The sequence below is a fragment of the Reinekea marinisedimentorum genome (assembly GCF_004341165.1).
GTDB classification, from domain to species: domain Bacteria; phylum Pseudomonadota; class Gammaproteobacteria; order Pseudomonadales; family Natronospirillaceae; genus Reinekea; species Reinekea marinisedimentorum.
The window spans coordinates 129,361-155,920 of sequence record NZ_SLZR01000009.1 but is presented as its reverse complement, the minus strand read 5'-3'; the positions used below and the strand labels follow the sequence as shown (position 1 = coordinate 155,920).

The 26,560-nt window shown below is 48.6% G+C and carries 27 protein-coding genes and 1 other RNA gene; 12 read left to right on the top strand and 16 right to left on the bottom strand.

Annotated features, from left to right (window positions below; all coding sequences use genetic code 11):
* Positions 1-68 precede the first annotated feature (68 nt).
* The gene (locus BCF53_RS11785) at positions 69-1,019 is read right to left on the bottom strand and encodes a DUF4124 domain-containing protein (RefSeq protein ID WP_132701937.1); all 951 of its coding nucleotides are present in this window, start codon (positions 1,017-1,019) and stop codon (positions 69-71) included.
* Complete coding sequence (locus tag BCF53_RS11780) at positions 1,019-1,789, bottom strand: hypothetical protein (protein ID WP_132701936.1); 771 nt, start codon at positions 1,787-1,789, stop codon at positions 1,019-1,021. The genes BCF53_RS11785 and BCF53_RS11780 overlap by 1 nt, the downstream gene beginning before the upstream one ends.
* 152 nt (positions 1,790-1,941) lie before the next feature.
* Here BCF53_RS11780 and BCF53_RS11775 point away from each other — a divergent pair, with 152 nt between their 5' ends.
* The 6 genes from BCF53_RS11775 to BCF53_RS11750 all read left to right on the top strand — a co-directional run bounded on the left by BCF53_RS11775 (position 1,942) and on the right by BCF53_RS11750 (position 9,610).
* The gene (locus tag BCF53_RS11775) at positions 1,942-2,892 is read left to right on the top strand and encodes a DUF4124 domain-containing protein (RefSeq protein ID WP_132701935.1); all 951 of its coding nucleotides are present in this window, start codon (positions 1,942-1,944) and stop codon (positions 2,890-2,892) included.
* A 217-nt stretch (positions 2,893-3,109) separates the two neighbouring features.
* Positions 3,110-3,511 carry a helix-turn-helix domain-containing protein gene (locus BCF53_RS11770; RefSeq protein ID WP_132701934.1) on the top strand — a complete coding sequence of 134 codons (402 nt, stop codon included), beginning with the start codon at positions 3,110-3,112 and terminating at the stop codon, positions 3,509-3,511.
* A complete protein-coding gene (locus BCF53_RS11765; protein ID WP_132701933.1) occupies positions 3,504-5,663 on the top strand; it encodes a VIT and vWA domain-containing protein in 2,160 nt (719 codons plus the stop codon). Before BCF53_RS11770 ends, BCF53_RS11765 begins: the two co-directional genes overlap by 8 nt.
* A gap of 41 nt (positions 5,664-5,704) precedes the next feature.
* Entirely contained in the window at positions 5,705-6,064 is a 360-nt protein-coding gene (locus tag BCF53_RS11760; RefSeq protein ID WP_132701932.1) for a hypothetical protein, read from the top strand.
* A gap of 86 nt (positions 6,065-6,150) precedes the next feature.
* A complete protein-coding gene (locus BCF53_RS11755; RefSeq protein ID WP_132701931.1) occupies positions 6,151-6,741 on the top strand; it encodes a class I SAM-dependent methyltransferase in 591 nt (196 codons plus the stop codon).
* 4 nt (positions 6,742-6,745) lie between these two features.
* Positions 6,746-9,610: a DEAD/DEAH box helicase family protein gene (locus BCF53_RS11750; RefSeq protein ID WP_132701930.1), complete on the top strand. Its 2,865-nt coding sequence runs from the start codon at positions 6,746-6,748 to the stop codon at positions 9,608-9,610.
* Positions 9,611-9,618: 8 nt separating this feature from the next.
* Here BCF53_RS11750 and BCF53_RS11745 read toward each other — a convergent pair whose 3' ends face one another.
* The 7 genes from BCF53_RS11745 to BCF53_RS11715 all read right to left on the bottom strand — a co-directional run bounded on the left by BCF53_RS11745 (position 9,619) and on the right by BCF53_RS11715 (position 15,324).
* Positions 9,619-10,461 carry an HNH endonuclease gene (locus tag BCF53_RS11745; RefSeq protein WP_132701929.1) on the bottom strand — a complete coding sequence of 281 codons (843 nt, stop codon included), beginning with the start codon at positions 10,459-10,461 and terminating at the stop codon, positions 9,619-9,621.
* Between the two features lie 68 nt (positions 10,462-10,529).
* The gene (locus tag BCF53_RS11740) at positions 10,530-11,522 is read right to left on the bottom strand and encodes an NERD domain-containing protein (RefSeq protein ID WP_132701928.1); all 993 of its coding nucleotides are present in this window, start codon (positions 11,520-11,522) and stop codon (positions 10,530-10,532) included.
* Positions 11,523-12,086: 564 nt separating this feature from the next.
* Complete coding sequence (locus BCF53_RS11735; RefSeq protein WP_132701927.1) at positions 12,087-12,386, bottom strand: type II toxin-antitoxin system RelE/ParE family toxin; 300 nt, start codon at positions 12,384-12,386, stop codon at positions 12,087-12,089.
* 5 nt (positions 12,387-12,391) lie between these two features.
* Positions 12,392-12,649, bottom strand: a complete 258-nt coding sequence (locus BCF53_RS11730; protein ID WP_132701926.1) for a type II toxin-antitoxin system ParD family antitoxin — start codon at positions 12,647-12,649, stop codon at positions 12,392-12,394.
* A gap of 541 nt (positions 12,650-13,190) precedes the next feature.
* Positions 13,191-13,856, bottom strand: coding sequence for a DUF2971 domain-containing protein (locus BCF53_RS11725; RefSeq protein WP_165901903.1), 666 nt, complete (start codon positions 13,854-13,856; stop codon positions 13,191-13,193).
* Positions 13,857-14,080: 224 nt separating this feature from the next.
* Positions 14,081-15,166 (bottom strand): tyrosine-type recombinase/integrase, encoded by a 1,086-nt coding sequence (locus BCF53_RS11720; protein WP_132701924.1) that lies wholly within the window; start codon positions 15,164-15,166, stop codon positions 14,081-14,083.
* Entirely contained in the window at positions 15,139-15,324 is a 186-nt protein-coding gene (locus BCF53_RS11715) for an excisionase (RefSeq protein ID WP_132701923.1), read from the bottom strand. Before BCF53_RS11715 ends, BCF53_RS11720 begins: the two co-directional genes overlap by 28 nt.
* A gap of 117 nt (positions 15,325-15,441) precedes the next feature.
* Between BCF53_RS11715 and BCF53_RS11710 the strand changes: the two genes are divergently transcribed.
* Positions 15,442-16,377, top strand: a complete 936-nt coding sequence (locus tag BCF53_RS11710) for a hypothetical protein (RefSeq protein WP_132701922.1) — start codon at positions 15,442-15,444, stop codon at positions 16,375-16,377.
* Between the two features lie 6 nt (positions 16,378-16,383).
* On the opposite strand, the gene BCF53_RS11705 is transcribed toward BCF53_RS11710, so the two are convergent.
* From BCF53_RS11705 to ssrA, 4 genes are all read right to left on the bottom strand, one after another.
* Entirely contained in the window at positions 16,384-16,737 is a 354-nt protein-coding gene (locus BCF53_RS11705) for a hypothetical protein (protein ID WP_132701921.1), read from the bottom strand.
* On the bottom strand, positions 16,730-16,975 hold the full coding sequence (locus tag BCF53_RS11700; protein WP_132701920.1) for a hypothetical protein: 246 nt from the start codon (positions 16,973-16,975) through the stop codon (positions 16,730-16,732). Before BCF53_RS11700 ends, BCF53_RS11705 begins: the two co-directional genes overlap by 8 nt.
* A 24-nt stretch (positions 16,976-16,999) precedes the next feature.
* Complete coding sequence (locus tag BCF53_RS11695; protein WP_132701919.1) at positions 17,000-18,424, bottom strand: replication endonuclease; 1,425 nt, start codon at positions 18,422-18,424, stop codon at positions 17,000-17,002.
* A 134-nt stretch (positions 18,425-18,558) separates the two neighbouring features.
* Positions 18,559-18,943: a transfer-messenger RNA gene (gene ssrA, locus BCF53_RS11690) on the bottom strand.
* 495 nt (positions 18,944-19,438) lie between these two features.
* Here ssrA and BCF53_RS11685 point away from each other — a divergent pair.
* Positions 19,439-20,221, top strand: coding sequence for a substrate-binding periplasmic protein (locus tag BCF53_RS11685; RefSeq protein WP_132701918.1), 783 nt, complete (start codon positions 19,439-19,441; stop codon positions 20,219-20,221).
* A gap of 45 nt (positions 20,222-20,266) precedes the next feature.
* Here the strand turns inward: BCF53_RS11685 and smpB are convergent, their stop codons facing one another.
* Positions 20,267-20,752 (bottom strand): SsrA-binding protein SmpB, encoded by a 486-nt coding sequence (gene smpB / locus BCF53_RS11680; protein ID WP_132701917.1) that lies wholly within the window; start codon positions 20,750-20,752, stop codon positions 20,267-20,269.
* A 143-nt stretch (positions 20,753-20,895) separates the two neighbouring features.
* On the opposite strand from smpB, the gene BCF53_RS11675 reads away from it, so the two are divergent.
* Together BCF53_RS11675 and BCF53_RS11670 are read left to right on the top strand one after the other, a co-directional pair.
* Entirely contained in the window at positions 20,896-21,231 is a 336-nt protein-coding gene (locus BCF53_RS11675) for a CidA/LrgA family protein (RefSeq protein WP_165901902.1), read from the top strand.
* Positions 21,228-21,938 carry an LrgB family protein gene (locus tag BCF53_RS11670; protein ID WP_132701915.1) on the top strand — a complete coding sequence of 237 codons (711 nt, stop codon included), beginning with the start codon at positions 21,228-21,230 and terminating at the stop codon, positions 21,936-21,938. Before BCF53_RS11675 ends, BCF53_RS11670 begins: the two co-directional genes overlap by 4 nt.
* 12 nt (positions 21,939-21,950) lie before the next feature.
* Here the strand turns inward: BCF53_RS11670 and astE are convergent, their stop codons facing one another.
* Positions 21,951-22,985: a succinylglutamate desuccinylase gene (gene astE, locus BCF53_RS11665; protein ID WP_132701914.1), complete on the bottom strand. Its 1,035-nt coding sequence runs from the start codon at positions 22,983-22,985 to the stop codon at positions 21,951-21,953.
* A gap of 255 nt (positions 22,986-23,240) precedes the next feature.
* Between astE and BCF53_RS11660 the strand changes: the two genes are divergently transcribed.
* Positions 23,241-24,623, top strand: a complete 1,383-nt coding sequence (locus BCF53_RS11660) for an alkaline phosphatase (RefSeq protein ID WP_132701913.1) — start codon at positions 23,241-23,243, stop codon at positions 24,621-24,623.
* A gap of 104 nt (positions 24,624-24,727) precedes the next feature.
* Positions 24,728-25,855, top strand: coding sequence for a YibE/F family protein (locus tag BCF53_RS11655; protein ID WP_132701912.1), 1,128 nt, complete (start codon positions 24,728-24,730; stop codon positions 25,853-25,855).
* A 2-nt stretch (positions 25,856-25,857) separates the two neighbouring features.
* Here BCF53_RS11655 and BCF53_RS11650 read toward each other — a convergent pair whose 3' ends face one another.
* Complete coding sequence (locus tag BCF53_RS11650; RefSeq protein WP_132701911.1) at positions 25,858-26,559, bottom strand: ABC transporter permease; 702 nt, start codon at positions 26,557-26,559, stop codon at positions 25,858-25,860.
* Position 26,560 lies beyond the last annotated feature (1 nt).

The following is a 26,560-nucleotide window of genomic DNA, read 5'->3' as shown; positions in this document are numbered from 1 at the left end:
TGTTGAATGAGATAGCATCAGTTTAACAGCGAAGCACAGAAGGCCGCAGACTTTTTCAATGCCGTTATTTACCTTCCCTTACGCTTCCAAACATGGCTGAATCCACGCTCATTCAAAGACAAACGAATGGGAGTATCGGCCCGTTCTTTACCACTCGTGGTGGTGTACATCTGGCCGGCGTAGACCGAATCGCTCATGCCGTAAGAGATATCCACATAGGGTCGAAATCCATTGCCATTCAGGCGGTTACCAACAAAGTAATGGCTATCGATCAGGTTACCCGCATCATCTAATGCCGCATACACTCCCAGGTAGTCGTTGATGGTGCCCGTCAGTGCCGATTGCCGGCCGTCAACGGTAATTAACGAATCTTCAACCAGAGCCACAATCACGGTTACCGGGCCAGGTATTGTTAGGCTGGTGATCTCGCTGTATTGCGCATCGCCAACCACATTAATACGGGTTGGAATTCGCTTGGCATAGCGAACCTGCCAGGCGCTGCTGCTAACACCATACCTGTGCTGTAAAGCACGAGCTAAAACGCCGGGCAAATCAGCAACAGCATCCAGATCCACGCTTTGCCTCTTCAGGTTTTTCAGTATATCGATGCGGCTAGTGTAAAAGCCGATTACGCATGATTCCGTTTTACATTTATCCCTTTCTTCATTCCATTTTTCGCCACTATCATCTACGCCAGCAGACGACACCAGTCGGTAATTTTTCTTGCTCCCAACATAACTCAATAGTGCGTTATAGAGTTCCTTATGTTCTGTAAAATAAGGCTCGATCGATTTGTTATCACAGATAATTTCACGGATTGCTTGATTACGTTCGGCACACATGGAACCGCGGATTCCCGATGATGAAGCCGGCTTAATGGTATTCACAAGTTCAGCTTTTTCAGGGCACGGAAGGTTTGAAAAGTACATACTGCCATCAGGTTTAACGCACTGATTTATACCTGCGGCATAACCGCTAAGCGGCAAGGTAAATAATATCAGAGACAACCACTGCTTCATTAGAAACTCCCTTTTGCATCGTCATAGCTTTTATTGGCGTTGTATTCTTTTTCCAGCTTCTGAAAATAAAACCAATCTTCATTACTGATGTATTCGCCACGGCTATCCTTCATTCTGAAGCTCACCAGTTCATTACGGGTTGCATTTGAATTTGCGCCCCAACACGACCGGTTATCGGCTTGCTTTAAAAGCATTAACTTATCTTTATCTGCACCGGCTAATTCACGTAGCCGGGTACAGGGTATTTCTGCCAACACCGGCCAGCGTATTTTCTTCAGCGGAGCCAAGGCATAAACCTGTTCAATGGTCACGGTAGTGACGTCAGTTAAATCCACACTGTTCAACTGTGCTAAGGAGTGCAGTGGCTCAAGACTGAGCACCTCTGCCTGCTGCAGAGAAACAGAATGAATCTGAGGAAACAACTCTACCCCGGAAAGATTGGTGATACCCAGGCCAGCACAATCCAGATAGGTGAGAGCATCGGTTGTTTTTTCGCGATTGACGATAAAACCCGAGCTGCGACTAATGCATTGCCGCAGCTGCTCATCCGCAATTAATTCCGGAACATTTACTTCAGATATCAACACAGCAGATTGTGCAGCTGCGCCGCCATTAATGCTTTCTGCCTGCTCCTGCATTTGCGTACCCACGAACTTTATCGAGGCCAGATGATCAACCACCAACCAAAGAAGGCCTATACGGATCAGCCAGCTCAGTGGGCGATTGGCAATAAATTTTAGTGAAAGAATGTCCTTAATTATTGAAAACACGATTAACTCCCTTGCTGTCCTTATGATTCTGCTCATTTTTACCACAATTACTTTACAAATAAATGCCAGCAAATCATATTGGCTGCTTTTAATAAAACTGGGGCGCATTTCGGACGCCATTAAGGGACATTGCGAAAGGAGATTAAAACGAAATGAAAAAGGGTTTATTACTTGCTACTGCTTTGATATCCGGTAGTGCCTTAGCAGGCAATATCTACCAGTGCAAAAACGCTCAGGGACAAATAGCATTCCAGAGCACACCCTGCCCATCGGTAGCTACAGGCACGTTGGTCATGGGTACGGGTGAAGTGAAATCAACCACGGCCAGCTTATGCCAAAGCGGCACCCGGCCCATACCGAGCCAGTTTTGCGATGACACTCTACTAAACAGCTACCACGCTAGCTTTGCTGATCTGTACGATGAATTGCTGCATAGCAGCAACGAGCGCTGGGCCTATAAGTACCCACAGTTTTTGGGTGTTACCGAAAGCAGAGAATTACTTGATGAGCGCGCATCCTGTAATACGACCAGCTGCGTGAAGTCGTTCTATCGATCGGAAAACGATCGCTTAAAGATACTTCAATATAATATGGAGGCCCTACATTCTGTAAACAATCTGCCCAATCTATTACGCGCCACCCTGCCAGCCACGGTAGACCCGATAGATAGCGCCTGGCGGGTAATCTTTATTGAGGGCTCCGAACGTAACTTTCGTGCAAGCTTCCAACAACCCGACATTCCATTTAAACAGCATACAGGCCCCATTACCCATGTCGTTGCGCTTATAGACCAGGGTAGTTTCACCCACAATAATGAAATAAGCGGCTGGTATGGCAGCCAAGATGATTTTCTAATGGTTTGGTTGGCCGTTCAAGGCAATGAAAACGTTGTGGCCAGTGCTTACTACGGTGGTAATTACCAGGCCCTTAAGAAAGAGCTGAAGGTAAAGTGGTCATCCCCGCGTAAGCAATATATTGTTGGGCTTGCTAATCAAAACTCAGACTACATTGATAAATCAGCCGAGCTACTGAATTTTTCTATTTCTAAATCAGATGCTTATTCGGTGACGATTAAACGGAACATGCTGACGGGGGTTTATTGATTGCTGATGGTTAGTTAATCACTGGCCAAGAAAGTACTGATGCTTAAGGCTCACCGCACCGGTAAGCCTTAAGCATCAAAAACTCAAACCTATTTCGAATAATCCATGTAAACAGAAGCCCCTCGCCGATACCCAGCACACTTTTAAGTGACACCCCTATTTGACACCTATACTGTCATTTACTATAAATACCCCAAGCCCCACACCCGGACCGACCATGGAACACACACTGGAACAACTGAGCACCCTAACGGACATACCCGCCCGCACCGTGCGCTACTACATACAGCAGGGCCTGGTCGACCGCCCCACAGGCAGCCGCAAAACCGCACGCTACAGCGAGACCCACGTAGAGCAGTTGCTGACGATTAAGAAGTGGCAAAGTTCCGGGCTTTCGCTGGATGCCATTCAGCGGATATTGAAAGGTGAAGCGGCAGCGCCGGCCATTGAAGCAGAGCCCGGCAGCCTGCGCGTACTCACGCACATTCACCTGGCCGCCGGTGTAGAGCTCACCATAGACCCGCAAAAGGCCGGCATGAACTCGGAGCAGCTACGCACACTCAGCAAACAGATCGTGGCGCTCATTGCAGCAGCAGAAAAGGACAACACAGATGACTGAAGTATTTATGGAATCGCCACTGAAATCGGCAGAAGTGAACATCACCATCGACGGCATTGTTGCGCGTACCACCATTAAACAAAGCTTTACCAACGACACCGACGACATCATAGAGGCGGTCTATCAATTCCCATTACCGAGCGATGCGGTTGTCACCAGTTTTAACATTCTAATCAACGACAAACGCTTTACCGGCAAGGTACAGGCAAGCCAGCAGGCCTCTGCAAGCTATGAAGAAGGCATTGCCAGTGGCAAGCGTAGCTTCCTGCTGGAGCTGTTGGGTGACGGCCTGTACCAGGTCAATGCCGGTAACCTGCCCCCGGGCGAGAAAGCCATACTGGAACTGGAAGTCGCATCACTGATATTCATGAAACAGGGGCTATGGCACTACTACCTGCCCACGGTGATCGGGGAAAAATACGGCCACTCGCCATTACCCTTACACAACCAGCCGCGCAGCTCCATCTTCGCCGACTACAACCTGAGCGGCACCATTCGGCTGGCTAACCACCCCGAAGCAAAGCTGCAGGCCAACACCGCCATAAAAGCACAAGACGATGGCTGGCGCTTCCAGGCAAAACTGGACCGTACCTTCATGTTCAGCTGGGCCTCAAGCATGCCCACCAACCAGTTGTTCACCGCCCGTTCCGAAGCAAACCAAAAACACTACGGCATTGCCTTATTAGAAGCGCCGGCCACCGGGCAAGCCAGAAGAAGAACCAGTGTACAGCTGGTTATCGACTGCTCCGGCTCCATGACAGGCGCAGCAATCAACGAAGCAAAGCTGGGGATCAGCGAGGCCATTGAGCACTTCGAAGCCGAAGACAAACTGAACATCATAAAATTTGGTAGCACCACCAACAGTCTGTTTTCCGGCTTACAGCAGCTGACCGACACCAACCGCAAAAAACTCTACAGATACATCGACAACATTCAGGCCAACATGGGCGGTACAGAACTCTTTGCTGCGCTTGAGCAGGCATTAGAGCAAGTCAAAGAAAACGGCAGTGGCGACATACTGCTGGTTACCGATGCTCAAGTCTGGAACCCAAACAACGCCGTTAACACACTTGCAGCCAAAGCCATTACAGCGGGTTGCCGGATTTTCTGCATCGGCGTAGGCACCGGCGTGGATGCGCAGCTGCTGGAAACCCTATCCCGAGGTAGCGCCGGGAATGCACTCATGCTCAACCCGCGCAGCAATATGGATGCACAGATCGGCAACCTGATTGACCAGGTGCGCAGCACGCCAGTGCGAGCTGAACTTAAAGATGAAATTTCAGACTGGCATTACCTTCCTGCAACGCTATTTGAAAACTCTACAGTACCCGCCTACTTCACCGGGCATGAACTGAGACCCGGGAAAGTCCAAACGGTGCCTGACAACGAACCACTATTCACCTTACCAATGCAGGCTGCCAGCGATGAAAGTGCAGATGCACTGATCAAGCTCGCCACACTCAAGCAGCTACCCAACCTTAACGATGGCCAAGCAACAACATTAGCCACAGAGCTGCAGATTGTCAGTGAATACACCAGCTTTGTGTTTGTGGATAGTGAAACCGTAACCGGCAGCGATGGCTTACCGGTACTAAAACAAGCCAGCCAGATGACTCCAAGCTTTATGGCAGACACCTGCGACGACTTTTACGCGAGCGCGCCAAGCAGCCCAATGGAAGCCGCACCCGAATTAATAGAATTGCACCCATCTTTGCGAACCGGAAGAACAACAGCAGAACCGGATCATTTGGAAACCCCGGCGCTCCTGCGCAGAGCATCCTATGGGGATACAAAAATAGACATCACCAAGAGCGTGCACTTGCCTTATGAAGGCATCATTGAGCAGCTACTGGAAAAAGCCAATATCGACTTTGACCGCAAAAAATACACAGCCAAAACCCATGTAGAATTGTTCTGGCTGGAGGCTAACGGGCTGGATGAAGAAGTTGTATTTGAGCTGAGCCAGATAGAATTGGATAAGACGCTGCTACTGCCGGCGATTCTGCTTTGGATGGATGCAGACTGGCAGATTCTATCTGATGCTGTGGCGGCATGGTGTAAGGCTAGGGCTAAAAGAATTTATGCCGAGAGCGAGTATTCGGAAGAAACGCTCAATGCGTTGTTTGAAGAAGCGTTTACTGAGGTGGTTTAAATACCACCTCACGTTTAATGGCGCTATGAGGCACGGCTACTATGAACACCAACAGGATTAATCGCTACTTTGAGGTGTGCAACCTAATCGACCAGAAATTGCCGAAGAGCACCTACTGGGATACCAACGACGAAACCTTGATTCTAGAGCAACATAACGAAGAACGCTCACTCAGCGTTGAACAAATGAGCAGCGTGTTTGAGGTTGAGATCGATAAAGTAAAAGCGTTCTTCGAAGTACACAGCTACCTGAGCAACAATATTGATTTACTAACCCAGCAGAAAGAGTATGAATGCTGGTACATATCAGGAGTGGCGCTTGTTGTTGAGTTTAAGGACTCACCAGCGCAGGTGTTTTCAGCCGAAAAGATTGAGCAAGCCTATATATTAACGTTGGCTTAGATATAAACAGGTGGCCTCCTAACTGTCCCAATCAAGCACCAGAACTATTACAATTCACAGCCTCGCACAGGAAATATAGCGAAGTCATGTCTAACAAATACTACACCCTGAACGCACAAGCCTTTATAGAGAGCACGGTGAACGTCAACATGCAGCCACTGTACGATCAGTTCCTGCCTCTGCTCACTACTGGCGCGCACATAATAGACGCAGGTTGCGGCAGCGGGCGCGATACCAAAGCCTTTACAGAGCTTGGCTACAACGTAACCGCCTTCGATGCCAGCAAACCACTTGCCGATGCTGCAAGCAAATTATCTGGCCAAGCTGTTCAGGTTGCGACCTTTCTGGAGTTTAAAACAGAGCATCCTGCGGATGCTATATGGGCCTGTGCCAGCTTACTGCATGTCCCGGCTCCAGAACTACCAGCAACGTTCAAGCACCTGGCAAACCAACTAAAACAGAGCGGCATTATTTATTGCTCGTTTAAATATGGGAACGAAGACGTCAGTCGAAATGGGCGCAATTTTACCAATGCGACAGAGGTGCGACTAAGGGATTTTATTTCCGGGTCTGGTTTAGCCCTGAAAAACATGTGGATAACAAATGACCAGAGACCAGGTCGAGAACAAGAGAAGTGGCTGAATGCCATTGTTGTAAAGGAAGTTATTGAGCAATAAACGTATGAACCAAAAAAGTAACCCACTCAGCTACGGATCAAAATTAACAACCGGCGGTGAAGATCAACTGCTGGAAAAGCTGGTGCATGCCATCAACAGAGCGAACGAAATTTTCATTAGCGTTTCGTTCATTCAGAAATCTGGTATTCGCCTGCTCTTTGAGGCGTTATCAGACGCCCTTCAGCGTAATGCCAGCATTAAACTGGTCAGTTCCGACTATATGTGCATCACCGACCCCACTGCTCTGCGCGATCTACAGCTATTACAGCAAAGTGGTGCTCAGGTAAAAATGTTTGTATGCAAGGGCCGCCAAAGCTTCCACATGAAGTCTTATATATTTGTCAGGAATGAGGATGACACAGAGTACAACGGCTGTGCCTTCGTGGGTTCAAATAACATCAGTGAAGCGGCACTAACCAGTGCAATTGAATGGTGCCTGCGCTACGACCAAAACACCAAAGAACCTGAGTTTAAAAATATTCTTAATCAGTTTGATGCTGTATTTAACCACTCTCAAACCGTTGAACTGACTGATCATTGGATTAGCAATTATATAGAGCGCCGAAGTGAGGTTAAACCAGCACTACAGCAAGTAGGGGCCATTGACGAACCAAAAGCCGTACCCAATAACGCACAATTAGAGGCACTCACTGCCCTGCAAGGCTCACGAGACAAAGGCTTTAAACGCGGCCTTGTGGTACTGGCAACCGGCATGGGGAAAACCTGGCTTTCAGCCTTTGATGTTCAGCAGCTAGGCGCTAAAACCGTGCTATTCGTTGCGCACCGTGAAGAAATTCTGACTCAGGCGGCAAGAACCTTCACACAGTTGATGCCGGAGCAAACCACTGGGTTCTACAATGGCAAACAGAAACAGCAGGAAAGTGATTTTCTGTTTGCCTCGGTTCAAACCATCGGCCAGCAAAGCCATCTGGAACAGTTCTCTGCGGAACACTTCGATTACATAATTGTTGATGAATTTCACCACGCCACCGCCAATACTTACCGCCAGCTACTGAATCACTTCAAACCAAAATTCCTGCTCGGCTTAACCGCCACCCCGGAACGCACAGACCAGGCTGACATTATTCAGCTGTGTGATAACAACCGGGTTTTTGAACGCACCCTTATTAATGGTATTGAAGACAAAATCCTGGTGCCCTTTCACTATTACGGCATCAATGATGAAACGGTCGATTACCAGGCACTGCCATGGCGCAATGGGCGCTTTGACCCTAACGAAGCCACCAATGCTTTTGCCACCAACAAACGCGCCACTCATATTACCGAGCACTGGCATAAGCACCACCAGCAAAGAACACTCGCTTTTTGCATAAGCAAACGGCACGCAGACTTTATGGCCAGCTGGTTTAATAAGGAAGGAATTCCGTCTGCTGCGGTATATTCAGGTTCAACGCTTCATCGCAATGAAGCGCTGGAACAACTCAATAGAGGCAAGCTCTCCGTTCTGTTCTCTGTCGATCTGTTCAATGAAGGTACAGACTTACCTGCTATAGACACAGTACTGATTTTACGCCCAACAGAATCGAAAATTTTATTCCTGCAACAACTGGGACGCGGCCTGCGTCAGTCGCCAGAAACCGATAAAACGCATCTGGTCGTTCTGGATTTTATTGGCAACCACAAAAGCTATTTAAACCGGGCAATGGCGCTGCTTGGCAAAAACCACCCAAGTGCGACAGAAATTAACAAACTTAAAAAGACACCAGAATTAACCGACGGCTGCTTCGTAAATATTGCACCAGAGCTGATCGACTTCTGGGCCGACTTAGTTCGAATGGGCAAAACCGCAATACAAGCCTACCAAAGCTTAAGCGAATACCTTGGCCGCCGGCCAAGCGCGAGTGAATTTTTCTACGATGGTTTCAAGCTCACCAAAATGCGAGAGCAACAAGGCAGCTGGTTTGAACTGGTCGCTAACCAGGAAGATGACGCAAAAATTCAGAAAATAACCCGAAACCCTGTCTATCGGAACTTTTTGCTGCAGGGCATTGAAACTACTTCAATGGCAAAGAGCTTTAAACCGATTCTGCTCGAAGCCTTTCTTGAGCTGGATGGGCTGCGTACGCCACCAACAACAGAAGCCCTGGCACAGCGCAGCCGCGAAATTTTTGACCGCCACCCGGAGCTACTACCGGATATAAGGGCTGATCTGCAAAACTGCAGCAGCACCGACAGCCGCTGGCATAAATACTGGTTGAGTAACCCGATCAATTTCCTGAGCAAGAAAGACCAAAATCATTCGCAAGCATGGTTTACCGTCGAACATGGTGTTTTCAAAGCAAACATCAACATCGATGCTGCGCACATTAATGTGCTTGAAAGAATGATGCAGGAACTGGTTGAACTTCTGCTCGCACTGTACAGCGACAGAATTTCACGCAAAAAAGAGAAAGACAAACCTCAGGTCGAAGCAAAGCAGCCAGAAAGCAATGTTGTTCAGCTGCCTTACTTCCCAAACCTGAAAATTGCGTGCGGGCATTTTAAAAACGGTACTGCCGATGAGGCAGAACTCATGGAGATCCCCACTGACTATAATCGTAAAGACAACAGCCGGCTGTTTCTGGCACGCGCCAGCGGCAACTCAATGAATGGCGGTAAAAATCCGATCCAGGATGGTGACCTACTGCTACTGGAACGCATCACCAGCAATAATGCAGGCTCCATTTCAAATCTGACTATGGCGATTGAGCGCCAGGATGAGGGTGGAGACAACCAATATCTTTTACGGGTTGTAAAGAAGAACTCTGATGGCAGCTATCGGCTTGTTGCCAATAACCCCGAGTATGGGGATTTGATTGCAAATGAGGGGATGGCGACTTTTGCACGGTTGGTTGGGGTTGTAGGGTGAGCTTTTAGTTAAAAGCTCCCCTTACCTCTATGATGCTCAATGTAATCCAGTCTCGGCATATATTGCGTTGGAAGCTGAATACGCTTACCCTCAATTGAAAGAAAACATTCTTTAAACGAATTGTCGTCCCTATAGTCTTTTAAGTCTTTCGACAAAATCAGACGATAATCATCATCTAACCCTATCAGATGCCGATCAAATGCAGCATCGTAAGTAGCCGATAAACACAGACCATTTCTGGGGTCTAAACGTGACTCTGCCCGTTCCGCCCAACCAACTATATGGCTTGCCCTATTCAACTGAGGAATACGTAGCCCTGTTATACAGCATGCTTGATTAAAGTTGTTCAATACCATGGTTCGGAAAGCACTTTGGTTAACCCGCACCTTTACTTGTGCTTTATTTTCCAACCCTTCAGCTAAATGTAGGCCATCCAAATTTTCAGACAAAACCTTATAGTCTGGCTTAGCTTTAATTTTTAGGTCTCGCGCTCCTTTCAAATCTAAATGTTTTAATGCGTTAAGTTCAACTAAATATTCCATCAAAAACTGATGAAACTTGGCCAGCGCAGCCGAGCAAAAACCATTTCTCAAATAGCTTCGAGGAATGCCATCAATATCCCAAGGTGTTGAGCAACTTTTTGACTCCTGTATTACAAACTGATACAGCTCAGCTAAACGATCCAAGTCATGCAATTGCCAGATTGATTTAAACTCATTAAAGCCTTGTGGCGAAGACTTAATCATATCTTCTTGCCATTCCAAGGCCTTGATATATGAAGCAGCCTTTTTACTTCCTGGCTTATTTCGTACCGTCAGATAATCGGTGAATCTTTGTTTAATCTCGGACATAGATTCAGCCCATTCCTAAATAGCACTCAGAAGTCAAATTCGAAAATAAATAACACATAGATTCCTGACTACACATTTCTGTGCACCAGTACTTCTACGCCACAATCCTCACAACGGGCAAAGAACTCTGCACCCGACTTCCTGATGCGAACATTGCCAGATTCACAAGATGAGCAATGAGTTTTCATGGATGTATTGGTTCCACACTGTTCACAGTGGACATAGTAGCCATACTTACCCCACTTACCCTCTAGCTGAGATTTGGTAACGCATTGTTTACAACGAATACTGGCAGTAGGACTAGTTGCGCTACCCACTGGCTCTGGCTGTAGCGGCACGTCCACAACTTGCGCCACTTCTCGAATAGATTGGTTGTTTTGTTCTTTTACAGCTTTGAGTTCTAATGTTTTTTTGTCAACCGCCAAGAGAAACTTACAGATATTGCTCAACTCACCCGCCGGAAAGGCTGCGCGCTCATCCATTACGCTCTTAGCTTTCTCGATAATGTTCTTCGGCAAGTTCATAATTTCGATAACTTTTTCCGAAACGAACTCAGACTTAACCATTTTGTCTGCTATGTCTTTAGGTGCATTTTCTCGGCTAATTATTGAACTACTTGAAATCGCACATAGAAAATCCCAGCGGCGCCCACCAAATCGACACTGAAGCGTGTTAAACAGAATTTTTCCCAATATATTTTTTGCGTTTGCATCTAATAATTTTTTGAGAAGATCTGCTTGAAGCTCTACTTGCTTGAGAGGAGATGAAATTCCTTTCCACTTGCCTTGGTAGCTTCTGCTCCACTCGCCTTCTGCATTAACCTTAACCTCACCTGAAATGCTTTTGGATTCAATAATGATAAACCCATACCTATAAAGAATTAGGTGGTCGATCTGGGCAAACTCGCCGCCATAGGTGATATTAAGATCGTGAAATACGAATACTTCCTCGTGCATTTTAAAAGCTCTGCGCAAATAAAATGCGATAGACTTTTCTTGCCTATTTCCGGCAGCTTCAAATTGGTTTGACGCTTCGATATCCTTTTTATCTTTTACGATCATGCACAGTCTCGATTTATGATTTTTCACTTTAACCCCAACAGCATTGCTGCGGCCTAGCTAAAAATGGCCGAGTATTACTCGTCTGCAACAGTATACGACTTGGGGTATTACCTGAAAAGTGAGCGAAAAACAGTCAAGTTTCGGGCTATGTGACCTCTAACACTCGAGCAATACAAAAAGCCGTTTTCTTTTCTGCGGCACCGCTGCGACATTAAAAGGTGGAGTGAAGGTAGCGCTAGCGCTGCTAGGCAACCGGCACATGCTTGATTGGGGCCGATCGCTCACTACGCGCCACCGAGCCCGAACAGGTTGAAAGCAAACGTTTCCTGCGTTTCGCTGACCAATAAAAAAGCCCATCTCCTTTTGGCTAGGGGGTCTTTAGCTATACACGGCGGGGGGAATGCTCCGGGCCATCCATGGCCCGCCCCCTGCGGGTAACCTCGCAAGCGAGGTTAGCACTGCACTTTCCGTACGTGCAGTGCTAACCCGAACGGGTGGCAATTATCAATATGAAAAATTGTCCGAGGGTTGCTCAGTCGGTGCCAAGAAGAAAAGCCTCTTGAGCTATTTTAAGTGTCGCTGCGGGTCTTGGCGGCCATGTAGTACACGGATAATTTCTACCGCATCTGCAGTAACTCTGTAAAACAGCGTATGGCTTTCGATGGGTAGGCTTCTGGCGCTGGGCAGCAGCTCGGGGCGCTCAGGGCCCATAAGTGGTTGTTCAGTAAGGGACCAAAAATGGTCTTTTAGGTTTTCCAGGTAACTGTCGGATTGGACTTGCCCCCGTTGCCGAAGCCCATACTGGTATATGTCTTTCAAGTCGGCTTTGGCGGCCGGCGCTATAACAAGTTGATGTGCAGGCATGAGGCTTAAGCTTTAATGTCGTCGAACAGCGAATCCAGGGCAGATTTTGATTCGATGGAAATACCTTCGCCTTTATCTAACTGATCAGTACCCACTTTCAGTTGTTCGCGCAGGTGAGCCAATTTCACTTCGTGGATCCAATCTTCGTGTGTATCCATAAAGCGCAGTGCTTCGCGGATCACTTCGCTGGCATTGTTGTACAGGCCACTTTCAACTTTGGCTTTAACTCGAGACTCTAGCTCGGCAGTCAGGGAAACATGCATGGTGGCCTCCAAGAGTAGACATTTATACAGATCATGCTAGGTACGGATACAAAGATTGTCAATGTTTGTATTTCTGCACCTGAGTCTCCGCCCTTTAAACGCTGTGCCATCTATTCTCTCTGGTCAGTAAAGAAGGGTAATCGCGATCCTTTTAATTCAATCAGCGCCCAGTTTATGGCTTGCGTAGAATTTATAGGCACTCAAGCTGGCAAGGGCTGGCGCATGGTCGATTCGATTTATGAGAATAGAGGTTATTGGGGGGGGTACACTTTTGGCTTAAGACCTGCGGCTATACACGGCGGGGGAATGCTCCGGGCCATCCATAGCCCGGCCCCTGCGGGTAACCTCGCAGGCGAGGTTAGCGCTGCACGTTCCATACGTGCAGTCGAACCCGAACGGGTTAAAAGCGAACGATCCCTTTCGTTCGCCCAATAAAAAACCCCAGGCATTTCTGCCTGGGGTTATTTATTGGTGGAGGCGGGGGGAATCGAACCTTGCATTTTTCCTTACCTTTCAATTAGTTATAAAACACATACCCTTATTAACCCCTATAACTTGAAGATGATGGGCAGATATCAGGTACAGGTCTTCCATTAATCATAAAGTATTTAACTATAGAGTTATAATTGAGTTCGAAATCAATTCCTGGGCTAACATAAATTTTCTTTATCTCTATGTCTTCAATACCAAATGAAGTATAAGGTATTAGTAATTTGTCAGTAGCTCTAAAGCAAACCTCTCTCTCTCCAAGTAAATGAGAGATTATCCTAACTTCCTGCTCTTCACTAAAACTATTGTCTTTAATAGATGCAGATAATGCATAGAGTTTAAAAATGTTTTTAGCTATTTCACTATCAAGCTCTCTTAAACGAGCCATCTTGTTATTACTAATTTCAACACCTTCAGAATGATCTGGAATCTGCCCAGTCTTTAGGTAAGTAGCCTTATCTAAAATAACTTGAACTAACTCTCTTGCTTTGATTTTCGATTTTAGATGGCTTTTAACATCATCATATATACACTCTTCAACATGATAAAACCTATCATCATCTATAGATTTTAATCTATCAAGCTCGATCCCAAATGATAGACCACCGTTTGGAGCATAACCGCGCCACTGACTTAGTAAATCTCCTCGCCTAGAAAATGATGCGGCATAGATGTCAGGCTTATGATCAGAAATAAAATATCCGAGTAGCTCTTCCATCAGTTTAGTTATCCTCAGTTCTTCATTCTCCAAACAATTGCTTATTTCTCTTTGAAATATACTTAGACCTTGAGAGATCTCTCTTGAGTCGTTTAAATATCCGAGGTGGGACATTCGAATTTCATTTGAATCCAAAATTTTTATAAACGAATCTAGTGAGGTGTAATGAAAAACCAATCCTTCATCTGATCTATGATTCTGTAGACCTTGCAATGAACTAATAATCATCTATCAACAATCCATCTTCCATAAACTTTTCGAATCATTCCCCAATCAGAATGCCCCATATAGTGAGCTACTTTAAGAGGGTTTTCCCCTTTCGACAACAATTTTGAGGCGTATGTATGCCTTGTCTGATATGGGTTCCTATATTCAACACCAGCCTTTTCAACAGCAGGCTTCCAGATCCTTTTCCTTGGAAACTGATCAGTCTTCCACCGCTTATTTGATTTCGGGTCAAAGAAAACAAATCCATCTTCATTAGTTGCGTGCTCTTTCTGATCAGCGAGACACTCCAGTGCAGATTCGGAAAGCGGAACATTTCGCGTGCCAGAACTTGTCTTTGTCTCCTTGATTCTACCCGACACACAGGCTCTAGAAACATAAATATACTTAGACTCTATAAATACGTCTTCCCACCGTAAACCAATCAACTCTGATGTTCTTAAACCTGTTTCAAATGCAAACCAATAAAAATTTCGTCCAACACCTTCCATCGCACTCAGTAAAGCCCTTACTTCCTGCTTATTAAAAGGCTTAGGTTCGCGAGTTTTATGTTTCGGCGACTTAATTGTGAGCAGCGGATTTCGGTCTATTAGCCCATCATGCATTGCTTCTGAGAGTGCCTGTCTCAGAGGTATCAGAATATTTCTTTTACGCTTACCACTTACTTTGAGATCTGAAAGCCAATCAGACACCATTAAAGAAGTTAACTCATCTATGGTTAACGCACCGAACCTTGGTATCAAATGAAAGTTTATAACTGAGGCGTAACCTTTCAAAGTGCTATATGCACAATGGTCTTTAGCTCTTTTAAGCCAATCGTTCAGCAAGTCGGCAACCAACAATGAACAACCTGAATTCCGGCGAAACTTTTCAGCCTTACGGCTATTAGGGAAATGCTTCAAATAATCGAAAGTCCCAACAGAAATCTCGTATTTAATTGATTGAAGTCTCAGTTCAGCATGTTTGATATTCGGCTTTGTTGCTGGAAGCCCTAATGACTCTCTATAACGCTCACCTTGAACTGAGAAACTCAGATACAAAATACCGTTACGCTGGCTTATGCCGCGGGGGAGCTGGTAATCCATGCTTCAACCTCCTTAACCTTAATCATCAACCGGCCATCAGGGCCTTTAAAAACATGCTTACTTAACTGCCACACGCCCTTTTTAATCTTTTGGCGTATAGCCTCTTCTGAGTACCCAGAAAGCTCCGAATACTTTTTGATTGTGACTAATTGATTCATTTAGACTCTCCATTCGTTGGATATGGCTAGTCTTGATTGGTCTATGTGTTTTAGGAACGGAAATTACCGAAAAATTCCCGGTAAAGTCTTTATTTATCAATAGGTTACGAAACTTCGATGAATGTAGAAAAAGAACCAAACTTAACGCAAGTAATTGAATCAATTGTATCTGCAGCCAAAGGCACCCCCACATTTCCAACTGACACTAAAGGTTTCCGGTTGCTAGAAGCTATGGTCAGAATTTGTAAAGAGAAAGAGCCGGAGCACAGCGAGCTAACCATCAACTTCATAGACCTTGCTGACCATCTAAACCTGAAAGGCGACAAGGAAGAGCTGACACGAGAGGTTCGGCGCTTACATAAATACATCTCGGGCAAGCTGATCAATTACCGCCCTGCCCTTGAAAACCGCCTTCACAAAGCCAACCACCGAGAGTTCATTGAATTGGTGAAAGTAGATGGTGCAAGTAAGCTGATCCTCAAGAAGATACCGCTTAAAGCGCAGCAGTCCTCTGTAGCTAGTGAAAGCACTGTTGACCTAATTCAATATGAACCCACGATAGAAAAAACGCCCTTCGGTGAGCTGAATTTTAATATCACGAAACGATCAGGCCTTATTCTTCTAACCGCCTTTGTTGCTTTCTTCGTATGCTCGTATTTTTCCTGGCTATGGGTATGGCTGAGTGATGCTTCTTGGTTCTTTAAAACCGTAGCGACCGCCGGCATTCCTTATTTCTGGTATTCCGTCATTAGCCCCATATTTAAAGCCTTAGATGGGGCTACGCTAGCTCCATTCTGGCTAAGGCCTTCACTTACAGACTCATTGCTACTAGTCGACAAAGACCAAAAACAAGGATGCTTTAAGCTGACTTTGAAGTCCTATCAGGCAACCTGCCCCATCTGCGGGAGTAGCGTTCGAATCAAAGAAGGCAAGAACAACATGAAAGGGCGCCTAGTCGGCCAATGCCTCGCAACCAGCGAACATCTATACACATTTGACCACGTTAAAGAACGAGGGGTGCCCGCTCACACCCCTATGTATTTACCCAAATAGGAGCCTCTAAGCCTCGTCATGTGGCAGCCACCCCTTACCCGCCACATTTTCAATGATCATAAAACTTCTATTTTCATCAAAGTTTCTGCTGCAAACGAACTGATTCGGAATTGTGAGGTTGCCAGTTTCTGGGTGCTTGTACTCTTCACGCGTCAGCGATGGAAAAGGCAAATAAAGCACTTGGCCTTGCTTAGAATTTACAGCCTCATACTTTGACCACCCGTACACCTTAACAATTGACCCACCATAAAAAGGCTGAGACCAAGATTTCATTAAGAAGCCGAATTCGAAGCTGTTACGCTCGTAGAGCTCATACGGAGTGAAAGTTTCTGAGTCGAAATCAGGCCTGCGATCAGTCATCTAACACCTCAATACTTTCTTGAAATTCGCCCTTAACGTACTGCTTCAAGCCTTCAGACCATTTCACAACCAGTTCAATCTCATCGTTCAGCACTAAAAGGCCAATAACGATCCCGTTTGTATCCACGATTGATTTTCCCGTCCTGTCCTCACCTTTTCTAACTACCTCCTTCAATAAATAACTGCTCGCTTCTTCTAAGTTAAATCCTGCGCCTACCAATCCGAATGCCTGAATCATTTCTCTGCCCTCCCGTACAGTTATTTACACAAGTCCAAGTGCGCTGCCTTCGGCAGCTATCGAACCATTGCCGCAGTTAGCGATGTGCGCTCCGCGCACAAGCCCTAACAGCGTCAACGGCTCATAATGTTTACCCAGCCAATGTTTGATTCGAGTTCTGTTCCGAAGGATTCCAGACATAACCCCAATGACTTTGGGCTGCCCGGGCTCACCGAACGAATTAGTCTCAGTGCTTACAACCTCACCGGTTATCTTGTTAACTGTCTCGGCATGGGCAAACATCAGCTCAACACCCACGCCCGTACCGACTAACTGGGGCTTAGCCATTGCTTCCATGAAGGCCGACCAATTACCGCTGTCCGCTGCTTGGCGAGCTTCCTCGATTAGCCCTGAGCCATTGGTCAAACGACGCAATTCGCGCCAAACGCTGACAGGGGGAGAACCTAAGAATTGAAACTGACGAACCTTCCAAGTACTTGCCCAAGCTCTGATACGAGCGGAGGCATTCGAGCAGGGAGCGCCCTCTTTATCCGTTTCTAAATGTGCCCCATCGATGTTCTTAGCAACGTATTTAGCAACATACCCGGCCGCAGAGCCTTTGCTGGAATCGATATAGGTAACGTCCAGCCTTCGCTTCAACTCCCCCTGACTGGCGCTGTCATTGCGGACATAACCTTTAAACACATTCACAATTTGTTCTTTATGCGCGGGCTTAACGAACAGCAATAAATGCCAATGTGGGGTGCCATCGTGATGAGGCTCAACCACTCTTATGCCAAATGGCCGCATACCGTCTCGGCCATATTTAGACCGAATCAGCGACCATAGCTTTTGAAGGTGGTTGTTGCCGTCTTTTGGGGTAGAGCCGTCATATTTAGAGTTTCGATAGCCGGCTTTCAGGCTTGCATGAAATCTTGAGGGGAGCGTTAAAGTCAGGAAAACTGATTCATAGTCATGAACATTCGCATACTCTTCCATACCACGGATGCGAGCCATCATTTCACTGCGGCGCACAGCTGGGTTTGCCACAGAATGCTCAAAGACTTCAGAAAGGAACAGCTCTTCCCCGTCCTGGCTCTCTAATTTTGTACGCTGAAGATATTTTTGGCTTTCGGATTGCGCCCATAAGAAGCGCTCAAAGGTGCTGTTTGAAACATGCTTGCCCGTCTGAGCAGAAACCTGTCCCTTTGACCTTAAATATTGCTCCAACCCCTGACTGGATAGGCTTTCGAGTCGCCTGCGCCACCAGTTGGCCAATGAATAGCGCTGCAGGCAGCCAGAGACCGTTTTTCCCGCTTTGGGCTCTAACGGCTCAATTGCCAAGGTTTCGGCTAGCTCTTTGAGGTATTGAAGTGATTTTTCAGAGTCTCGATGCGACTTGATACGAAGACGGGCATGAGTAGCAAAAAGCTCTGCCAGCTTCTTAGTATTCTCAACCCGCAGAACCATTGTGCCTAAATTGCGCCAATTTGGAGACCAAATCAGACTATTCGAGACCGATTCTAAGAATTGTCGATACGTTGAGAATCCCGCTGAAAGCGAGGTTTGAAGGGGTGAGGGCTGGTTTTCACCAGCCCTCGTAATGGTGGAGGCGGGGGGAATCGAACCCCCGTCCGCAAATCCGCCACTCGCGGTCCTACATGTTTAGTCTCTTCTTTGGTTTACCCTTGCCGTTACCGAAGGACAGGTGCGACTCGGGGAGCCAGGGATATAAGTTGTCGGCGATCCGGCCTTGGCAACCTTTTCGCTTATCCTGAATTAGTAACAGTCAGTAGAACCGATCAGGCTCAGTTCAGTGACCGCCGGGCAACTATTGGCCCAGTTTAGAAGGATTATGCAGCTAGTGCGTAACCTTCGTAGTTGTCATCATTTGCAACTATAGTTTTGCAGCTTTGGTTTTACGTGTTTGGCTACCAACACGACATGCACCTGGAGCTTTGTAATCCGCGTCGAAACCAAGTCGCCCCCTTTAACTTGTTGCGCCTCGCTGATATTTCCTCGATGACGCTCAAGTAATGCCTTATCTGTTTAAGAAAACTAATAAAACACTAAAGGAATCCGGTTCGGTGAATACAAATCACCATACCTTGATTATCGGTCTAAATGACTGATTTTCAAGGGCTGCGCAGTATATCAGGGCTTAAAACGGTTTAATACAGCTTTCCATTATTAGCTGAGTCATTCTATCGCCGGGCGGATTTTACCCATCTGCCAGACTAACCTACACTTCAGTTATTAAGTTTCTCGTTTTAATTCCTTTTTGGTAGTCAATTTGGGGATGGCACCCAAGGCGAACGCCAGCAAAGGCAGATGGTTGCTGATTTTTCGAGGTAAACGTACGGGTAACAAAACTCCAACTCAACGTTACTACAGTGAGCAACCGGTACGGGCCATCAATTAGACATTCGTCTATTATAAAGGCGCCCTAAAAATAACAATGCATGCTGCAGTTAGAGGATATACATGCAAATCACACCGCTCCACGCGCGCTCCTTCCTGCTGAGCCTGCTGTTTTCTGTGTCGCTTGCCGCGGCACCGGCTCTGGCCAGCGATTGCCTGCGCATGCATGTGATTGAAAACAGCCTGATGGGCTACGTCGATGAACAGGGGGTGCCAACCGGCGCTCACTGGGAGTTTTTGTCTGCCATTGAGCAACGCTCGGGTATTTGTATGGAGAAGGTTCTGCTCCCCATTCCGCGGCTTTGGTCTGCGCTTGAACTGGGTACGGTGGATGGCGGCATTGTGTTTCGTTCGCCGCAGCGTGAACAAATCACCCTGCCGGTTGCGCAAACGCTGGAAATCCAAATTGTTGCCATCCCCAGGGCTGGCCTTAGCCTGCACAGCTATGAAGATCTCAGCGGCCTGAACATTGGTGTTACCCGCGGCACACAGCTCAGCAATCGTTTCGATGCCGATGAGTCGCTGAATCGGGTAGAGGTTAACAGTTACAGCCAACTGGCGAAGATGATGGCCGCCGGGCATGTGGATGCCATCGCCGGTACGCTGAATTCCTTAACCGTAGAGCTGGAAACGGCGGGTGCAATCGAAAGCGTAAACCTGGCCGGTAGTTTAAACCTGGGCTTGCGTGACCAGTGGTTGCTGATGTCCCGAAACTCAGATCAACTGGATGCGGTGCCGGCGCTGAAGCAGGCCACCGACCAGCTGCGGCAGGAAGGCGTGTTTGATCGGATTATGGATAAGTACTACGGCAATTTGTGGCACATAGAAGCCAACTACCCCAAATAACCGGCGTGCAGGCGCAGGCCGGTTAAGCGGCTTAACCGGGTTCTGTCAGCGGTTGTAGGCCTTCAGTACGCGCTGCTTCTCGCGGCCCCAGTCTTTTTCTTTCTCGGCGGCGCGCTTATCGTGCTGCTGCTTACCTTTTACCAGCGCAACATCGGCTTTAATTTTGTTGCCCTTCCAGTAAATACCCAGGCACACGGCGGTATAGCCGGATTGATTGGTGCCGCGTTCAATTTCGTCGAGCTGCTTGCGGTGCATCAGCAGTTTGCGGGCGCGGGCAGGCTCGGCAATCACGTGCGTTGAAGCCGTTTTTAGCGGGGTGATGTGCGCGCCAATCAGGTAGGCTTCACTGTTCTGGAAGATCACATAGCTATCGACCAGCTGAATTTTGCCGGCACGCATGCTTTTTACTTCCCAGCCTTGCAGGGCCAAGCCAGCCTCGTACTTATCGACAATGCTGTAGTCGTGACGGGCTTTTTTATTTTGGGCGATCGAGCCGCCGCCAGGCAGGCTCTTTTTCTTTGGTTTATTCATGGCCGCGATTATAAGCCTTTTTGCTTGCAGCGCACCTGTAACTTTAAATTGATAGTGCTTTTGCCCATTCATTTGGCCGCGGGGGTTCATTTTACCTGCCCGCTTCGCCTATGCTCTGCGCTGGTTTTTCTTGGGTGGTTTCTGTGGCGGGCATCTTCGTTTTAATTCTGTTTTGGCTGGGCGGCTCGGCGCTGGTCGAATTTTTAAACTGGCCAATTCCCGGCTCGGTTATGGGGCTGATGGGTCTGTGGGTGGCGCTGGTCATTAACGGTGGCGTGCCAGAGTGGCTGAAAAAGCCATCCAGCCTGCTCATCCGCAATATGACGCTGCTGTTTGTGCCCGCCGGTGTGGGTCTGATCAACCACTGGGACAGGCTTACCGAACACGGCCTTGCCATGGTTGTCATCATCACCGCCAGTACATTGCTGACCGTGGTACTGATGATTCTGATTTTTAAACTGTTCCGGGTGAAGCTATGAATACCAGTGTTGAAATGCTGCTGGCCATCAGCCTGACCATGGGCATCTATCTGGCGGCTGAAAAACTCTACGTGCGCCTGAAGCGCAGTGCGCTGGTACACCCGGTGGTGATCAGCATCTTTTCGCTGATGGGCATACTGGCGCTGTTCGATTGGGATTACGCCAGATACCAGCAAGATACCTACCTAATCTCTTTTCTTCTGGGCCCGGCTACGGTGGCGCTGGCCATTCCGCTGTACGAGCAAATGAGCCTGATCAAACAGATGGCCCTGCCGCTGATGGTGGCGTGCCTGGTAGGGGCGGTGGTGGCTGCGGGCAGTGCCGCCTTGTTGAGTGCTGTCTGGACCGGCGATGAGATTATCAGTCTGAGTATGATTTCCAAATCCGTCACCACACCCATTGGTATGGACATCAGCCGGGTAGTGGGTGGCAGCCCTTCGCTTGCGGCGGGCATCATTATGTTTGCCGGCATGCTCGGCAGCCTGTTTGTGCCTTATGCTACCAAGCGGTTAGGGGTTAAAAACGATGCCATTCACGGCTTTGCCGTTGGCGTTACCGCGCATGGCTTCGGCACTGCACAGGCATTTGAGCGCAGCGTGCAGGCCGGTGCCTTTGCCGGGCTGGCCATGAGCTTAACCGGCATTATCAGTGCTTTCTTATTGCCGGTTATGCCGCTGGCCGATTGGGTGGTTCAGCTGACGCGCTGAGCGCAGAACGGCTCAGAGCCCAACCTTTTTCAGCATCAACCCCGCCCGATGCCCAACCGGCACTTTCGGGTTGGGGAAGACGATGTATTCCGGCGCATCACCGACGCGGTATTCACGTTCGCCATCCTGCTCGATGAGCGCGCCGGTTTTAAACTCGGTGAAGTTCGCCACATCATCGGCGATAAAAAACTGCCAGGCTTCACTGCTGCGGTTCACTTCATGGCACACCTCAAACGCCTCGACAGCGCCTTCCATGCAGGTGGGCAAGGGCTCGCCGGCAATCAACTTACGCAGGGTATTATCAATGCCGGTAAATTCGCGCAGATTGTTTTCACCAAACGGCCGGGCCTTGCCCAGTTCCAGTGTGAAGCTTTCAGCCTGCTGCTTCAGCGATGTAAACGAGCTGAAGGTATTGGCTGGCTTGCGCTGCAGCAGCACGGTATTCACCTGCGCCTGGGCGAGAAAATCCTGCTGGCTTTGCGGTAGCTCACGGCCCTCTACAAAGGGGTACACAGCAAACTTCTGGCGGGCACTTTCACGAATGGCGGTATGGCAATCGCAGTGCAGGCGTTGGGTAACGGTAACCGGCTCTTCAGCAAAAAAGTTCGCCACATAGGCTTCCAGTTTGGCGGCACGCTTGACTTCCGGCAGGGTTAAATCGTTGTGTTGCCAGTCACCGCAAAACAGACGGTTCATGTTGATATCCACAAAGCGTTCGCCTGCGACCATCGCCAGAGGGTTGCCAAAAATGAACAGCACCCGCTGGGTACACTTTTGCTCTTCATCCAGCAGATCGGAAATGATTTTATTCACAATCTCGATGGGTGCGGTTTCATTACCGTGCACACCGCAGGAAATAACCAGCGACGTGGTGGCAGCGGTGTTGGGCTCAAAGCGGATGATGCCGGTATCGAGAAAGGTGACTTCGGTGCCGGCCGATAAAATAGAGTGGCTGGCGCTGTGCTCAGCACCGGCGTTGGCGAGCGTGTGCGCGAGAAAATCTTTGTGCGGAGAGAACATGAAATTGACCTTAAGAGTGTTCGTCATAATGTAGTCGCTAGGCCCGTCGGGCTGGCATAGGTTTGCGAATGCGCACTTTATAATAAATTGCGGCCGCCGCCGATACGTAATTCAACGGCCAAAACTGAACTTCCACAGGTACAAATGTAAAGAAACCCTCATTTAGTCGTAGCTGAAATAATACCGACATAATAGCCACCTATATATAACGACTCTCGGCAAGGCTGCCGCGCTCATCGTCGCCAGGCCATTTACCTCACACTAAATTTTGCAGGGCTACCTATGTTAAAACTTAATAAAGTATTGCTGGCTTCCTCAATTGCGCTCAGCGCGATTGCACAAGCAGACGCACCTAAATACGTTTTCTATATGATCGGTGACGGCCTGAGTTCTGCTCAGCGTCAGGTTGCCGAATACTACGCTCAGGGGCAGCAGAACAACCCAGACTATCACCTGGCGATCAATACCCTGCCGGTCACCGGCATCATCACCACGCAATCGTCCAACTCACTGGTGACAGATTCTGCCGCCGCCGGCACAGCACTGGCGACCGGTATGAAAACAGACAACGGCGTCATTTCACTCACGCCTGACGGTAAAGAGCTGAGCACACTGCTGGAAGGCGCTGAAAAGCAGGGCAAGGCCACCGGTCTGATTACAACCACCCGGCTGACACACGCAACGCCGGCCGTATTTGCCACCAAAAACAGCAACCGCAATGCGGAAAATGAAATCGCAGTCGATTACCTGGATTCCGGAGTCGATTTCCTGGCAGGCGGCGGCTACCGCAACTTCATTAATGGTGAAGGCTCTAAACGCACCGATGACCGTAACCTTGTGGATGAATTTGCCAACAACGGCTACCAAACCTTCATCGGCGCTGATGCGACCGGGTCATTCCTGAGCCATAAGGCCAAAAATGGCGAACAGGTTTTGGCGCTGTTCAGTCAATCTCACCTGCCCTATGCCATTGACCGTATTGAAGGCGAAACGCCGTCGCTGGCACAAATGACTGAAAAAGGCATCGAACTGCTGGCAAAAGATAAAGATGGCTTCTTCCTGATGGTTGAAGGTGGCCGTATTGACCACGCCGCTCACGCAAATGACGTGGCCGGCGTAATTGGCGATACCATCGCGTTTGATAACGCCGTGAAAGCAGCCATAGAATTCTACCACCAGCACCCGAAAGACACGCTGATTGTCGTTGTAGGCGATCACGAAACCGGCGGCATGGGCCTTGGCCTGGGCAAGCAGTATTTTATGAACCTGGATCGTGTTGCCAACTTCAAAGAATCTATCGAAGACAAGCTGCAAAAGGTTTATCAGGGTGACCGTGCAGCGTTCTTCGCGCACATCGCAGAAACCTACGCCCTGAACGACCTGAGCGCCGAAGAGAAAGCCAGCATTGAACAGGCGATGGATTTTGCCGATGCCGGTCAAAAAGACGAAGCCCACATCTGGGGTGGTTACGACCCGGTGGCCATGTCTGTTGCGCACATTACGTCTAAGCGCGCTGGGGTTTACTGGACGTCCTACGCGCACACCGCCACACAGCTACCCGTTTCTGCAATGGGTGTTGGCGCAGAAAGCTTTGGTGGCTTCGCCGATAACACAGAAGTTGCTATGAAGATGGCGAAGGCCATGGACGTAAAAATCGGCCTGTAAGCGCCGGCTGGTAAGCAAATCAGAAAGCCCGGAGGCAGCGGCATGTTATGCGCTGCCTTTTCCTCTTTAAACATCGCCGTTCACCCACATTAGCAGGTCACCACATGCGCGGAATGTCACTCTTTTTGCTGGTCCTTATTGCCGCTGGGTTTTACGCCTTTATTGGGCAACCAAGCTCAGGGCAAACGCCTTCCCACAACATAGCCACCGTAATCTCGGTCAATAACGAGCGAGTTACAATAATCGGCACCGGTCGCCTGGGCGATCAGCAATTAACCGTAGCGCTGAAAAACGGCACACAGGTGCAGTTACAGAACCTGCTCACCGGCGCGCTGGAATTTGATGAGTTTTATCAACCGGGCGATCACGTTGTGGTAGCGCAGATGAATGGCCGCTACACACTGGTTGCCCGCTACCGTCTGCCCATGCTTATTGCACTGACACTGGCGTTTGCCATTGGCTTGCTCGCCTATGCCCGCAAGGTTGGTCTGTACGCACTGCTTTCGTTTATTGGCTCTATCGGCATTATTTTTGGGCTGTTGATCCCCGGTCTGCTGGCCGGCTTTGCACCGCTGCTGATCACTGGCCTTACCGTGGTTGTGCTCAGCAGCATGATTATTCTTTCCGTTGCCGGCTGGACATACAAAGGCAAGGCCGCACTCTCTGGTACGGTTATTGGCCTTATCTTTACCCTGCTGCTGTGTGTCGCTGTTGGTAAGCTGCTGCACCTGGATGGCATGACCCAGCCGGTTGCCCAGGCACTGCTGTTCGAAAACGGTATGCGCCTGAATATGGTGGGCATTCTCTATGCAGCCATTCTGATTGGCGCCAGCGGCGCAGCGATGGATGTTGCCATGGAAATGGCGGCAACCATGGAAGAAATTAAATTCAACAGCCCGGATATCAGCCGCAGCAACCTGATGAAATCCGGGTTACGCGTCGGCAATGCGGTAATAGGCACCATGACCACAACGCTGCTACTGGCCTATGCAGGCGGCTTTTTAACGCTACTTATGCTGTTTGCCAGCCGCGGCAATAGCCTGATGCAAATTCTGAATATGAAGCTCATTGCATCGGAAATCACCAGAACGCTGATCGGCAGTATCGCGCTGATCATCGTCGCTCCAACGACCGCGTGGATAGCAAGCCTGATGCTCACTAAAGAACGACCGAAGGGTACTGCAGAGAAAGCCCAACGGCCGGCAGGTGCGGCAGATTCAGCCGCCGCGTAAGGTTAACGCGGCGCCAGGTGCGCCAGCATTTTCTTCTCAATGCGCTTAAAGATGGCCAGAATGCCAAAGGTTAGGCAGAGGTAGATAAGCCCAACGAAGATAAAGGCTTCAAAGGGTGCGTAGTATTTGGCGTAAATATCCCGCGCGGCACCGAGCAGATCAATGATGGTGACCAGCGAGGCAATCGAGGTGGCATGCATCATAAAGATCACTTCGTTGCTGTAGGCCGGAATAGCACGGCGGAAGGCGCTCGGTAAAATGATGCGGCGCATACGCAAGCCCCAGCCCATGCCGTAAGCCTTGGCCGCTTCTATTTCGCCACGCGGGGTGGCTTCAATAGCGCCACGGAAAATCTCGGTGGTGTACGCCGCGGTATTCAGCGAAAAGGCGATCAGCGTTGGGTACAGGGCGTGTTTGAAAATCTCCCACCAGAACGATTCCTGAATCCCCTCAATCAGCGTTACGCCGTAGTAGATCATGTACAACTGAATCAGCAGCGGTGTGCCACGAAAGACGTAAGTAAAGACCCACACCGGCCAGTTGATCAGTTTATTTTTAGAGGTACGCATAATAGCCAGCGGTACCGCCAGCAAGCCACCCACCAGCAACGAAAGCAGAGTCAACTGTACCGTCGTTACCAGGCCTTCCCAGTAGTGCGCCCAGGTGTAGCTGTTAGAAAAGATCTTAATTGCCGCATCAAACATA